Source organism: Legionella massiliensis, from assembly GCF_000756815.1.
GTDB classification, from domain to species: Bacteria; Pseudomonadota; Gammaproteobacteria; order Legionellales; family Legionellaceae; genus Tatlockia; species Tatlockia massiliensis.
Map to the genome: position 1 here is coordinate 1444894 of NZ_CCVW01000001.1, position 13922 is coordinate 1458815.

Consider the following 13922-nt stretch of genomic DNA (forward strand, 5'->3'; position numbering starts at 1 on the left):
AATGACTTTTAAAGAGATGATACTGGCTACACTTAACCGCCTGCGCAAGGTTGGGTGCTATGCTGAGATTCCTGCGGGATGGATTGATCACATAGAATTAATCGATAAAAAGAGCTTCATACAAAAAGCGTTTTACTTTGTTCTTGAACGGCTTATTTTTATATCGCTTTTCCCAGTTTTAACACTAGTTGATGCTGCTAGCTCTTTGCTTTTTGCTCTAGGCAATTTTGTCGCAGTCTTATTCTCTTCCGATGACAGACAAGACTATTTTATTAGTCAGGCTAAAGAATATGCCACGCTGTTTAGCAAAAATTTGCTCGGATTTTTCTTCTCACCTTTAGGGCTCATTTACCCTAAATATGTATCGTTTTTCTTTACACCAGAACGAGAAATCGAAGGCGCTGAATCAGGTGGTTCTTTATATCACGCCGATGTTGAAAAGGCTCAGCCTCAGACAGTAGAAGAGTTACAGGACATCATTCGCCAGGCCAATATCAATGGCCAGTCAGTGATGGCGGTTGGTGCTGGCCGTTCGCAGGGGATGCAGTTTATCCCGCAGGGCAAGCAAGGACAGCGCGGCATTCTTATTGATATGAGTCAGTTTAATACAATTAGTATTGATGGCGAGAATAAAACAGCAATTGTAGGTGCAGGTGTACGTTGGGTTGATTTGCAACTTGCAGCAAACGCACAACATCTTGCCTTGAAAGTCATGCAAGCCTCAAATGTATTCTCTGTTGGCGGCTCAATTGGCACGAACATCCATGGTTGGGATCATCGTTCTGGTAATTTAGCCCAGGTTATTCGTACTTTGCGGATCATTAATTCTCAGGGAGAGATTGAAGATATCGATCAGTCTTCACCCAAATTTGGCCAGATTTTAGGTGGCTTTGGCATGTTCGGCATTGTTATCTCTGCTGAGATTGAATTAACGAACAATGAGCGCTTAGTTGAGCATGGCGTCGATATTCCTATTGAAGACTATGTTGATTATTTTAGGGAACATGTGCAAACGAACGACTCTATTCACATGCATTTATATCGCTTGTCTCTCGACCCGAATAATCTTTTAGGTAATGGCGTCGCAGTTAATTACACCAAGATTGATAATTCAGCGCCTCTAAGATCGGAAAAAATCTTTAGAGAGGGTGAGCGAGGAACACGCAGAGACCGAATGATGGTTAATGTGGCGCGTAATGTGGGTTGGGTTCGTAAAAGATACTGGGATGGTGAAAGAGCTCGTCTGCTGCAAAATGAAACGCCGATGACCACCAATGAAATTATGCAGCCGCCAATCAATGCGATGTTTAATAGTTCGGTGAGCGAGACTGAGTGGTTACAGGAATATTTTGTTCCAGGTGAAAACTTAGCTGAATTTAACAGAGAATTAGGCGCCTTATTGATGGAAAACCAGGTTGCTCTAATCAACGGCAGCGTGCGCTTCATTAAGCAAGATCAGCTTTCAACAATGGGTTATGCAGTGGACGGCGATCGCTTTGCTATCGTCTTATGCTTTAATCAATCCTTAAAGCCCGATGAAATTATTAAAACTAAGAAATGGGTGCGCCAAGCCAATGATTTGGTGATTAAGCATGGCGGCTCCTTTTATCTTCCCTATCAGCAATTCGCAACTCAGGAGCAGTTTGAAGCAGCCTATGGTGCTGATCGGATAGAGGCAGTACGGCAAGCGAAACAGGCAGCTGATCCGAACAATGTGTTTTATAGCGGCTTAGCGCAGCAATATTTTGAGCGCAAAGAAGAGAAGCCTAATTTATTCCGAGCGCTTATGGCCTCTGAAGAGACCAAGAAAAAATTTGCAGGTTTTCTGGAAAATGTGTTGCAACGTGTAGATACAGATAGCTTCTACACACTTCTAGAAGACATCATGAAATACAATGATAGTCATGAGGAAATTTATGCTGAATTATTGCGTAGGCTTCCTGAGATTATGCCTGGGCAAATAGGCTCACTGCGAAGAATCTTAGGATCCTTGTCGGCTATCAAAGATGAGCTGGGAGCACAGGCAAGAACCTTGTTGCCAGGTGTTGAAAGGATTAATGGTCTGGTTGAAATTGGCTATCCAGGTCGCTTTGTAGCAGGATTTAAGTCAGATTTTAACGTAGAAGGAACCATTACAGCTGTTTATGAAGAGCAATCGCTAACTGATTATATACAAGCTGGATTCCCCAGACCCTATGATCAATTTGTAAAGCTTGATTATAACCTGCCTGATTTATCATCGATTCCTGATAGCTCTGCTGATCTCATCACTTGCTACGTCGGTTTGCACCATTTTCCTGAGGAACAATTAGGGCAGTTTTTACAAAATCTGCGTCGCATATTGCGCCCTGAGGGCCGTTTTCTGTTGGTCGATCACGATGTTCGCGATGAAGAGTCCTTATTAATGGCAAATATGGCTCACACTATTTTCAATGCGGTAAATGGTGTTCCTTTAGAAGAGGAAATGAACGAAATCCGAAATTTCCAACCTATGAGCTATTGGAACGAGTTGTTGGAGGAACACGGTTTAGGCCAGGCTAATACAGGACCAGAACTGGCAATGATTCGCCAGGGCGATCCTAGCCGCAATACCATGGCAGCCTTTGCCAAACCCCCAGTCCCGAACCCCTATCTATTGTTAGGCACAGAAAGGGAGTTAGATCCTGATGATGACGAGGTTGTGGCGCCATACCAGCTACCCGGTTTAACACTGCTAAGCTCGCGGCCAAGAAAGCCTGGGGGAAGTGTAGTGGTGGATCAGCCTAGTTTGTCGTTAAGGTAAGGTCAGTTATGTAAGGAAAACCTTGATTACGCAACGTAATCAAGGTTTCATTCTAAAGGCCTCCTTAGCCCAAACGGTTTTGAGGTAGCGTTCTTAACTTAACGTCAGTTCTATCAAAATCCACACAAATATGTTATGTTTCGCGCCAAATTTAACCATCAAGTATGTAAATCAACCTCAGCCTTAGAGAATTAATACCAAACAGGAGATGTTATGAGTTGGTCACAACGCAAGAAAGAATTTCTAGATAAAATAAATGAAAACGCCCCCTCTTTATTAAACCCAGGACTACTAGTCCAACGAAGATCTTTATATGAAAAGTTTAATAAAGGCAAAAAATTTATGTTGAGCCTCGAAGAACTTAGAAGTCTTCTTTATCCTACCAATGATTATTTCTGGGAAGGTTTTCTGCGTTCGGCCACGCAAGTCTTAAATGAGAATTCAGAAGCGAACTATATCGAGTTCTATGGTTATTTAAGCCGCTTAAAGCATGAGATGAACAGTCATTCCAATTCAAATCGCTCCTGGGGTGGTCTCAATACAGTAGTTTACTCCTTATATACAGTTGCGGCCGGGACAACCTTTGTTTCTGGGGCAATGCTGCTTGATTGCGTTATCGCAGGGACCTGCGCTTTGGCAATGGGACCTTGGGGTGCCGCAGCTTTGGGTGTTGGATTCATGTTACTTGGTGCAATTGTTGCAACCTATACTGCTTATCAAGTCTATAAGAACTTCAGATTGTGCAGGGATAGCCAGTTAAAAGAAGTCGAAGACTTTGTTAACCATCTTGATCCTCAGCCAGATACAGAGCGAAGTGAGGTGCCTATCGATGTATCGCTGTTTATAGATGAACAAGTGATTTATATGGTGCCAGCCTTCGGGGCCTACTAAAAAAAGTAGTCTGGGTGCAGCGAAGCGCTGAGGAATACTGGCATTTTTTTAAACAGAAAGCATGTGCCATATAAGTTCTTTCTGTTCTTTTGTGTGTCATTCCCGCCTACGCGGGAACGACACTCATATAAGTCAAAGTAACTGATTAATGTTCACATAGGTATCTAAATGATACTTTGATTAAAAAAATGTCAGGATCACTCAGAGCGAAGCGAAATCCGGGGAGTCGAATCACTGCTCCCGGATTTTGCTTTCTGGCATCCAGGCTACGGCACTAAGTGCAGGTTGCTCCAAGCGATAAATGCCCATTATTCTGAGGGCCAGAAATACCACCATAACAAGCTTTAAGAGTAGGGATACCTGAAGTGCAACCTACGACTGTGGCAGAAAATCCAGGCATTCCACCTGGGGCGGTACATTGATTGAAGTACATCGTGCATGTTCCGGAAAAACTAGGATTTTGAGAACCATGAGGATCGACAATTGCTAAATCAAATACAGATTGGCTTGGATAACTATTTGGATTTGAATAGGTCAAAGTTAAGCAATAACTATGTGTAATAGTGTTTGAGCCGGTGCTTGAACTACCTGTGTTTGCAATGACTGTCCAGCCAGAAGAGGGGGCTACTGTAATCCCTGCACGATTATGCTCCTCCCAACTATTACATATCGAGAGAGACTGTAGTTGATTGCCATAATTAGGAGTGCAACTTTCTTGTGCAGAAATGTTACTAGAAATTAAGATAGCAATACCACTAAGGGTAAACAACGCTTTTTTAGATAACATAAGAACTCTAACATCAATTGATTAAAAAAAATTGGTAATAGGTCACCCCCGTTACTCTAACATAGCCTGTTATCCAGAGCGCCCCAGCCCCTTAGGGGCAAACATCGATAAAGACCCCGTCCATCCTAGGATCTCCGGGATTAACACGGTGCCACACATCAGGAGATGTCTCTCTACGTTCGACATGACGTACGTCTTTGGGAGCGCAACGAAGGATCTCCTGAATGTGGCACTGTGCTAATCCTGGAGATCCTTCGCTGCGCTCAGGATGACGGACCGGGGGGGAGACCTACATGATATTCATGCTCTAAGGCGCTGGCTATATCGGGATAACGAAATTGAAAGCCGGCATCGACAAGGCGTTTAGGTACAACACGTTGCCCTTTGAGTAATAAACATTCACCCATCTCTCCGAAAAGCTTGCTTACAACAAAAGCAGGCATTTTCATAAATAAGGGGCGGTGCATTGCTTTGGCCAGGCTATGAGCGAATTGTGCCTGGCTGACTGGGAGTGGGGCGCAGAGATTAAAGGCTCCTTCTAGCTTGGGGTTCGCAAGCAAAAAAGAATAAGCAGCGACGATATCCTCAATATGAACCCAGGAAAGGATTTGCTTGCCGTCGCCAATGACCGCGCCTAAGCCAAAATAAAAGCTGGGACTTAGTTTCTTGAGCATACCTTCGCCTTTTTTAAGGGCGACACCAAAACGGGTAATTGTTACAGGCATTCCCTGATCAATAGCAGGCTGCATAGCCTGTTGCCAGCGGACACCGATTTCGCTTAAAAAATCAGGCGGATTTGCAAAATTAATAGGGCTGTCTTCATCAAAGGCCTGGGGATCGCCGTTTTGCTGCATTCCATAAATGCCAATGGCATTAGCACAGTAAAAATGAGGCTTTGCTCCTTGTTTGCTTGCCCAATCAATTAATTTCGTGCTGGTTTTTACTCTTGACTTAATAAGCTCTGTTTTGATTTTGCTATTCCAACGAGAGGCGCCAATATTATGGCCACAGAGATTAATGACGGCATCGTAGGTTTTGGCATCAAGATTTTCTAGGGAATCCCAGGTACAGATTTTGCTGCCCTGAGGAAAGGTTTTCTCTAGCAAGGCGGCATCACGACCCAGTACGGTGATGTCATGGTTGGTTCTCAGCGCTTGCACTAAATGGTGGCCGATAAGTCCAGAGGCTCCTGCAATTAAGATTTTCATACTAGCTTCCTTCTAGGCTCTCTTTGATAGCCTTTGTAAAAGAGGTTATCGAGAATGATTGTCCTAGAGTAGTTTCTAATGCATTTATACGCAAGCGTTTGGAGGCCTGCATAAATTCGCGCTTTATTGGGCTTGCTCGTTCCCAGGCTTGTTGAAAAGTCTCATAAGGCGCCTTAGTTAAACCCAGCGCCGAAGCAACATGCTGTTGTAAATCACCCATTAGGCCTGGCTGACCATCCGCAAGATTATAAATCCCCTCGGCTCCATCCTGTCTGGCAAGTTGGTAGGCAAGGTTTACCAGATCCCTGACATAGATATGATTGGTATAAGGCGCTTCCTCAGGCCTAATAAGCGGGGTTTGTGCTTTAGCTGCTTCAATAGGCAGGCGTTTGGGGCCGAAGATCCCTGCTATCCGTAAAATTACAGCGCTAATATCTCTCTGTTTGGCAAAGTCTAGCCAGAGCCGTTCGGCACTCAAGCGTCGCTCCTGTCTTGGGTTAGTCAGATAGCAGGGTGAATGCTCGTCAACCCAGTCGCCATGATAATTACCATAGACTGCGCTGGAGCCGTAATAAACAATTTTATTGAGAGTCAAAGTGCTTTGTGCAAGAAAGTGTTCTAAGAGCTGGTCATGGTTGCCTTCTGCTATTGGCGGAATGAGATAGTGCAGAACGGTATTAGCCTTTGACCAGTTTAAGGGCTGGGAAATATCCTGGGCTAGATGATTTAGTCCGGGAAGTTGCATATCCTGGGCAAGATGGCGGGAGATAGCTGTGACTTCTTGCTGCTGAGCTAGTAAGGTTTGCGCTAAATGATAGCCGCAGTAGCCATAGCCGATGATTAGGTGATGCATAGAATTACTCTCCGTGGTGGGTGTATAGATCCCGCGGTCAAGCCGTGGGAATTCGGGGTAATTAGAATTTTTCGAATCCCCGCGGCATAGACCACTTTCGTCATCCTGAGCGCCCCAGCCCCATTGGGGCAAACATCGATAAAGACCCCGTCATCCCGAACATAGTGAGGGATCTCCGGGACTAGCACAGTGTTACGCTCAAATCTGACTTTTCACTTGAAACGACATAAATTCTGAAAGTCACAAAGTTGACAAATAGCCTGTGTCGCCGGCTGTGGCGGGCAATAGCCTTGGCAGAATTCCTCCGCAAGCTCATCTAATTGAGTCTGCCAATGTTGGCGATATTCTGCCCAATGCTCCTCTTTTTTTATCGTGCTGAGCCCTAGCTCGCCATGATTTTCTTCGGTTAAACCTTTACAGGATAACTGGCCTGCTTTTAATTGAGCGAATAAAAGGCCATTAATTGTTTCATCCAAAAGAGCGTAGAGTAACAATTGCGGCTCTTTGGGGCGCTCCTCCTTCCAGGGCAGGCTTGTTGGCAGGCTGCTTTTGTAGTCGATAACCCATTTATTGCCTTGCTCAAGCCTATCAAGCCGGTCAACCCGCAGGCGAAAATCGATACCGGCTAAATTGATGGTAAAGGCTTGTTCAAGGGCTTCAACCTCAAAATGCGGGCGCTGCCGTTCCCAATCCAAACAAGCCTGTACAAGGCGCCTGAGTTTTAGCTTTTCCACCTCTTGAACTAGCGTTGAAAAGGAATAAGCCCGTTGTTGGATAATGGGTTCCAAAGCTTGATGGATAGCTTGTTCAATGATGTTATCTAATTCTTTTGGATCCAGGGTTAATAAATTGTGCTGATTTTGCAATTTTTGCCAGAGCAGCTCCATAACCTTATGGATGAGCTGACCTCGTTCTCTGGCATCAGGCCCGTCGGAAAGTTCTAAGGTGGTTTTGGCATGTAAGCGATGGGCTGCAAAGGCACGGAAGGGGCATTTTGCCTGGTTAGCTAGGATAGCTGTCCCGCCAGTTGCCTTTTCATCGGCGGCTAAAGGAAGTTGGTAATCTTCCTCGTAATTAACCAGTTTTGACTCTTGCCAAATCGGTTTGATTTCCTGGGGAATGAAGGCTGGAAAACTACCAATTAAAGGGCTAGGCATATTCGGTTGGTCATTAGATAAATGAGGGTAACTTAAAACAACCAAGGGACTGCTGTTAACCAAGCGAGCTAAGGCTTTTTCCGCAAGCTTCAATTCTCTTGCCGGGCTTGCGTGGGGCATGTGATTTTCGCGTTGTAAAGAAAGTGGAATAAAAGCAGAGAGCTTGGTTTTTTGTGGTAAACATTGATCAGTCAGGCCTGTTACCCAAAGACTGTCAAAGCTGCAGCCTGCTGCCTCCAATAAGCCCAGGATTTGAATGGTTGTTTCGGTATTTTTCGCTTGAAAGATCGTCGATTTTGCTAGGTTTTTAAAGGTTGCTAAGGCTTCGGCTTCTGTCATTTCATGACTAAGCAAGGCGAGCTGTTTAAATTCATCAAACAAGGCTAAAAAACGTTGATAGCATTGGTAGGATGATGAATTTAAAGCATATTCACCCGGAAAGCCTAAGGCAAACAAACGATTGCTGAAATGATTAAGCCATCCCTGTGGTGAGTCCTTGGCTGGGTAGGGAACTAAGGTTCCGAGTAACTCAGCAAGCTTGGGGGCTGGCTTCTCAATGGCTTTCAGGAAGGATGAGTGACTAAATTGATGCTCCTGCAGAATGGTCGATTCTTCCCTGAATTGCGCCCTCGCCAACATCTCTGTTTGCGAATGAGCAAGAAAGGGCGAATGTAAAAGCAATTGAGCCTCATTCGCGCTCAATTGTTTACTATCCAAACCTAACCAACAAAAGGCATGAGCGACTAAGGGATAGTCAGCGAGAGCCTGTCCCAAAGAGATATTAAATTCTGTGGGTAGCTGCTGTTGGAGCAGACGTTTTAACTGCTGAGCTTGGCTTTGCAAGTCAGGAACAACGACGGTAATACGTTTTTCCTGCTTAGCTAGACATGATTTTAACCAAGCAATAAGTTGTTGATTCTCATCATGACTATCCTTTGCCGCATAGCGATAGATCTGGCTCGTTTGCTCAGCTAGTTCATAGTGTTGAATCTGGCAACCTTGTGCGTTGAAATAATGCTGTAAGGCGAGTTGTTGTGGCGTGTAATCGTCAAAACAGGCCCAGACTAAGCCCTGATAGGGGTAAGGGTTTTGTTGAGAAATAAGATAATTGGCCAGCTGATCCTCGGTAATTGCAGCGATTTTGTCGAGCTCTTCAAGTAAATCGATAGCCCAACGCCGAAATTGGCTGGTTTGTGGGGTTTGGGCAAAAGAGGGATGGGCAAAATCAATCTGCCATAAATGACAGCGCGTCCAGGCATCTTCCAGCGCTTCTAATAAACCTTCATTGGGTGGATTAGCAGTGGTTTTGCTTACCAGCCGGCGCAATAAATAGCGCCGCTGCTGATTGGTTAACACCAGGGGATGGTTGGAATGCGCTTGGCTATGGCAAAGTTGCTTGTAGCAATTTTGCAAAAAGGCCGAATAGGGCAGGCACAGGGGTTTATCTTGTATAAGCGCTTGGTTTTCCCTAAGGAATTCATTAATTAACTCATTAGAGAGCCGGTTATTGGGAGTAATAACCATTGCTTTTCTTTGCATCAATCCAAGTAGTTCTTTTTTATTTTTGATCATCAGACTTTGCTAACTCTTGCATACGTTGCTTATCAGCAGCCATTAAACCAGGAAAAAAATGCTTATTAAAATAAATAGCAATAAATCCTGTCAGGGGAATAAGCCAGAGTCCAATAGTGACAGTAAGGCTAAGCAGAATCGCCCCAAAAAGGACGAAATAATCTTTCCAACTTTGGACATGGCTTAAAAAACTGGCATCTTTGAAATAGGAGTGCAAGAGAATTGCAAGGCTTCCCAGGATTAAACAAAGCAAGGCTAGAACGATACCAATTAGAAAGGAACGAAGCCAACGACCTTCTTTAGCCAGGGTCTTTCCCAAACAAGAACCAGCAAGCGCACCGATGAGCAAGGAAATCAAGATAGAGGGTAGCAGGGGTAGAACAGCCGTATCTTTTATAGAGATTAGGGTGTACTTGGTAAATAACATGAATAACATCGCATAAATAGCAAAAAAAACAGCCCCAGCTAATCTGGGGCTAAGCGGAGAATAGTGTTTAGAATCTTGATTCATGGTTATTGTCTTCTTGTTAGCGTTATTTTGTTTTATGCACAGTATGGTGTTTTACCTTTATTGCCTCTGCACCATGAGGTTCTTTTAATTTATCATTTTTAGAATGTAGTATGTCGTAAACTATGTGTCCTCGTAAATACATGGCAGCGAATCCCGCAGCTATGGCCAGCCATAGGCCGGCTAAGGCAAAACTGTAGAAAATAATAACCAAATAGCTTAGGAATATATTGCCCAAGGATAAGCCGTCGAGAACTTTAGGATGGTATTGGTTGAGCAAATAGAGAAAAAATATATCGTAAAAAGGCAAGGCGGCAAGAACCATAAAAAAGCCCCATAAAAATGCTTTTCGACGGTAGGGTGTAGGCGTATAAATAATTTTTTCACCAAAGATTGCCCCAAAGCAAGCAGCAAAGACAGTGGCTAGTAAGACAGCCTGATAGGTCGGTAGTAATTGCTTGATACCCATGCTATAAAGCGCGGTGTCAATCATAATGGTTATTATTATGGCAAGTAGGCCAAAATAGGCTGCTGAAAGTAAACGTGGATTTGAAATTGATAACGCTTCATCTTTTTTCATGATTTTAGCCTCCTCTATCACGGCAATATACAATTTTGGTGATGGGATATAGCCGGATATTTTGCTTTCCTCTTTAAATATTAGACCAAGATTCGTATTTAACGTCAGTTATGGGTAAGAATCGTTTAAACTCTTCGATAAATCAAAGTACTCTTCGTTAAAAGCGCCCAAAAATGCTCGAAATAGCCCCGCTAGTCCTGCGCTTTTTGGGCGCTTTTGCCTCGATTACTTTGATTTCTCTCGATTTTAAACGGTTCTTACCCATAACTGACGTTATTTACATTGACTAATAATTTTTATTTGTTAATATCTTGCGCATTAAGTATTTATATTGTTTATCATGGTTTATTTTTACGATTCTGACCGCATAACTTTAGGCGATCCGAGTTATTCTGGACATACTGTTTATAAAAAAGCCAAGTATAGAAGGCCATCTGGTCTTTTTAAAAAAATAATTTATAAGCAAAACAAACACGCTGATTTGAACTTTTCCCGCTTTGAAGTGGGGTTTAGTGCTATGGCGGGTCGTTTTCTATTACCTGATTTAACGCCAAAACAGGCTCTAGTAAGGAATAGGGCTGGCCAGATTATTGGTGTGGCCTCAGAGCATTATTGCTATGCAGCACATAGACGGGAAGGTCTCGCTGAGTTTTATTCAATAAACATGGATGGGGAGCAAAAGAGTGACTCTGACAGCAAGCTACCATCAGCTGAACCAAGTAAATCTCAAAATAATCAAGCTCATTTTTTGGGTCAATTCCCTGTCAGCTCAGCTAAGCCAAAAGCGCCTGAAGATATTCCAGTTTATTTTTTAGATCAGTTCCCTGCAGGTTTTTTCTCCACCCTATGGCGCAGTTATAAGGATGGTGAAATTGACTTTGATATGGCTTCTCTGGCCAGTGTACTGACTAGCTCTTATACCTTGGAAGAAGATGATCTGCATAAAGGGAACTTCGGTTTTTATCTTGTTAAAAAGCAAGGTCGGATGGTTGTTGTTTTCTTTAAGATTGATAATGACCTGATGCTAGCCGACTCTGTGATGTCTTGCTATGGCTCACGAATTACCAGCTGGAGTCATGGCGATCATGCCTTCGATATTACCGTTCAGGATCTCTTGTCTTTTCCAAAATTAATTGATTCACAAAACCATTATTGGCCAACGTCCAAGCGTTATCTGGCTAATCCTATCGATGCTAAGGTCTATTCAGGTACAGATGATATTAATGCCTTTGCTGAGCTTGCAAGATCGAGGTCTTTTCGACATGCCAAATGGCGTGAGTTTTATAAACATACTCTTATTCCGCCAGAAATTATCAAACAATCATTAATGAAGGCCTTTGATACCAATGATGCTAAAGATCGCGCACAGCTTGCGGTAATTCAACAGGCAGTTGTAGCAAGGCAGGCTAAATTAAGGGCTGTTCTATTTTCAATCCCAGCCTTTCGCTCATTTGTACGTAATTTACCCACAGCAGAGTTTGAGTCTATCCAGCGGGAAATTTTACGAGGCGTGGATGATGAGAACCAGGCTTTATCCGAGACAATCTTGGCTGATATGAAGCGTCACTATTATCTCTGTTCCAGAAATGGTTTTGCTGATGGGGATACACCCTTACATGTGGCAATTCGCTTAAAAGATTACCGCCATCATGAAACCTGGCAAGCTTTTCGCCAGTTTGCTGAGGTGCCAAATGAGAATGGAGAAAAGCCTCTGGATGTTGCAGTGGCTTTAGCTGAAAGGTCTAGACAGCACAATTTTCCAGATCTAAGGCAAGATCCCTTTTTCACCATTAAATCCCTTCTCAGGGCAGGCGCGGAGAAAACAGATTCTTATAGAGCCCTACCAAGGCCAATGAAAGAATCGATTGCTAATTACCGTTTTGGCACGGATTATCTATCTCGGGCAAAAGAGATTAGTACTGGTAAAGAACTTATTGATTTAATGCGAGATGTTGGTGAAGACTATCGTCTTAGCCTGAAGATGAGAAAAGAGCTTTCTGTTTCTTGTTTGAAACAATTTATTCGATTTCAACAGAAGCATCGTGCTTGCGAAGAGATCTTGCAAACAATGAAGGTTGCGTTAAATGGTAATGATGAGCAAGAGCCTGCACCAGAATTACAATTTATCCGACAATTACGCAGCCGCTTGTGGATAGTTCGTCAAATCAGAGGGTTATTAGGTGGAACAGGGACCCAGGTGGCCTTAAATGATTTAATTGATGAAGAATTGTCGCGTTACCAGCCTTCTTGTTTTTCACTTTTCACTTTCTTTTCTTGTACTAAGGAAGAGAAAACAGAACCTGCGAGCGACTTGGGCCAAGAATTAGCTTGTCAATCATCCGTTTAATTAATTTTATTAGATAAAAAATGAAACTAAATGAATGTGTACATGATCTACTAGAGATCTTTGAGTCAGAGTTTAAAAAGAAGAAAAAGATCTATTTTCGATCAGCCAAATCTATCAATACAAATGCACATGTAATGATCCAACAAGATAAAGTGATTGATTATTATGGCAACGCTGTTCACGATCTGTTTGTCAAATATCGTTCTGTAGAGAAACACCTCCATGCAGAGATGGTAAAGTGGCAACTTAGAGAAACTTATCGCATCGTCAATGCAGCCTTGGCTTCCTATTCTGATTCACTTGAGCCCATACGTGAAAAACTAAAGTTGCTAAAGGCTAAACTTGAAGCAACTGATTATATGGTAGTGCTTTTGCACCAGATTGATTCGGGTATTATACCGGCGGATGTTGTTTGTTCCGGGCATGGGGTTTGGGTGAAGGAAGATGGCGAAATTGATTTAACCGATGTTAATAACGATGTTGTTGTCTATTCGGGCCTCGGCGGAGCATTAAAGGATAGTCTGGGAGTGGATATCGAAAATGAGAGTTACGATCCTAAATCAGTAGTTGTAAAAAGTACGACAACTGCTAAGACAGTTGAAACGATCGATCGATTTCCCAGATTTTTTGGGAATAAAGGCCCCAAGACTGTCCCTGATTTTTGCTTGATTGAATCAGAAAAAACACCTCACCCCAGGGTTCTTGAGCCACTGACTGGGCGAGTACTTTTTGATATGAACGATGTTCCTGAAGTAAATTATTTTAGCTTATCTTCTGTATTACAGCGCTTCAGTGGAAGGACTGTTCATTGGGCAGCCTGTACCGGTGTGCAGTATAACGGCAGTAAATATCCTGCGCCTTATAGCGATTTAAATTGGGGGAAATTTAAGTCCCATGATAGTAAAAGAAGAAAACTTTCTGAATCTGAGTATGAGGCGATTCCTGACCAGCCGGGGTTGAGATAAATTTTTGTTTCTTCTTCGCTGCTCGTAGCGACTACAAAACCAATCGGTTGCTTAGGCAGGCTGGTTTAACCCCCTCTCCCCAACCCTCAGTGCCGTTAAGTTAAGGGCATTTGTCATTCCCGCGAAGGCGGGAAACCATCTCTACATTGGCACTGTACTTAGCTAGAAATAGTTTCCCGCCTTCGCGGGAATGACAAAACCTTCCTTAACTTAATGGCCTAATCCTCTCCCCCAAGGGGGCGAGGGGGAAATAAAGCTGTCGCGTAGCGACT

General features: G+C 43.3%; 10 protein-coding genes. 4 read left to right on the plus strand and 6 right to left on the minus strand.

The genetic code is table 11. The features are described from left to right. The first annotated feature begins 1 nt into the window (after position 1). Both BN1094_RS06235 and BN1094_RS06240 read left to right on the plus strand, forming a co-directional pair. The gene (locus BN1094_RS06235) at positions 2 to 2782 is read left to right on the plus strand and encodes an FAD-binding protein (protein ID WP_043873420.1); all 2781 of its coding nucleotides are present in this window, start codon (positions 2 to 4) and stop codon (positions 2780 to 2782) included. 213 nt (positions 2783 to 2995) lie between these two features. Next, entirely contained in the window at positions 2996 to 3673 is a 678-nt protein-coding gene (locus tag BN1094_RS06240) for a hypothetical protein (RefSeq protein ID WP_043873421.1), read from the plus strand. 274 nt (positions 3674 to 3947) lie between these two features. Here BN1094_RS06240 and BN1094_RS06245 read toward each other — a convergent pair whose 3' ends face one another. From BN1094_RS06245 to BN1094_RS06270, 6 genes are all read right to left on the minus strand, one after another. Continuing rightward, on the minus strand, positions 3948 to 4460 hold the full coding sequence (locus BN1094_RS06245; protein ID WP_043873422.1) for a hypothetical protein: 513 nt from the start codon (positions 4458 to 4460) through the stop codon (positions 3948 to 3950). 263 nt (positions 4461 to 4723) lie between these two features. Further along, positions 4724 to 5668 carry a TIGR01777 family oxidoreductase gene (locus BN1094_RS06250; RefSeq protein ID WP_043873423.1) on the minus strand — a complete coding sequence of 315 codons (945 nt, stop codon included), beginning with the start codon at positions 5666 to 5668 and terminating at the stop codon, positions 4724 to 4726. 1 nt (position 5669) lies between these two features. After that, entirely contained in the window at positions 5670 to 6521 is an 852-nt protein-coding gene (locus BN1094_RS06255; RefSeq protein ID WP_043873424.1) for an NAD-dependent epimerase/dehydratase family protein, read from the minus strand. Positions 6522 to 6733: 212 nt separating this feature from the next. After that, on the minus strand, positions 6734 to 9250 hold the full coding sequence (locus BN1094_RS06260; protein WP_043873425.1) for a PD-(D/E)XK nuclease family protein: 2517 nt from the start codon (positions 9248 to 9250) through the stop codon (positions 6734 to 6736). Continuing rightward, positions 9237 to 9761, minus strand: coding sequence for a hypothetical protein (locus tag BN1094_RS06265; RefSeq protein WP_043873426.1), 525 nt, complete (start codon positions 9759 to 9761; stop codon positions 9237 to 9239). Before BN1094_RS06265 ends, BN1094_RS06260 begins: the two co-directional genes overlap by 14 nt. Positions 9762 to 9783: 22 nt before the next feature. Further along, positions 9784 to 10338 (minus strand): hypothetical protein, encoded by a 555-nt coding sequence (locus tag BN1094_RS06270; RefSeq protein WP_043873427.1) that lies wholly within the window; start codon positions 10336 to 10338, stop codon positions 9784 to 9786. Between the two features lie 340 nt (positions 10339 to 10678). Here BN1094_RS06270 and ankK point away from each other — a divergent pair, with 340 nt between their 5' ends. Both ankK and BN1094_RS06280 read left to right on the plus strand, forming a co-directional pair. After that, positions 10679 to 12685, plus strand: coding sequence for a Dot/Icm T4SS effector AnkK/LegA5 (ankK, locus tag BN1094_RS06275; protein WP_043873428.1), 2007 nt, complete (start codon positions 10679 to 10681; stop codon positions 12683 to 12685). A 20-nt stretch (positions 12686 to 12705) separates the two neighbouring features. Beyond that, positions 12706 to 13650, plus strand: coding sequence for a DUF6863 domain-containing protein (locus tag BN1094_RS06280; RefSeq protein ID WP_043873429.1), 945 nt, complete (start codon positions 12706 to 12708; stop codon positions 13648 to 13650). Positions 13651 to 13922: the final 272 nt, after the last annotated feature.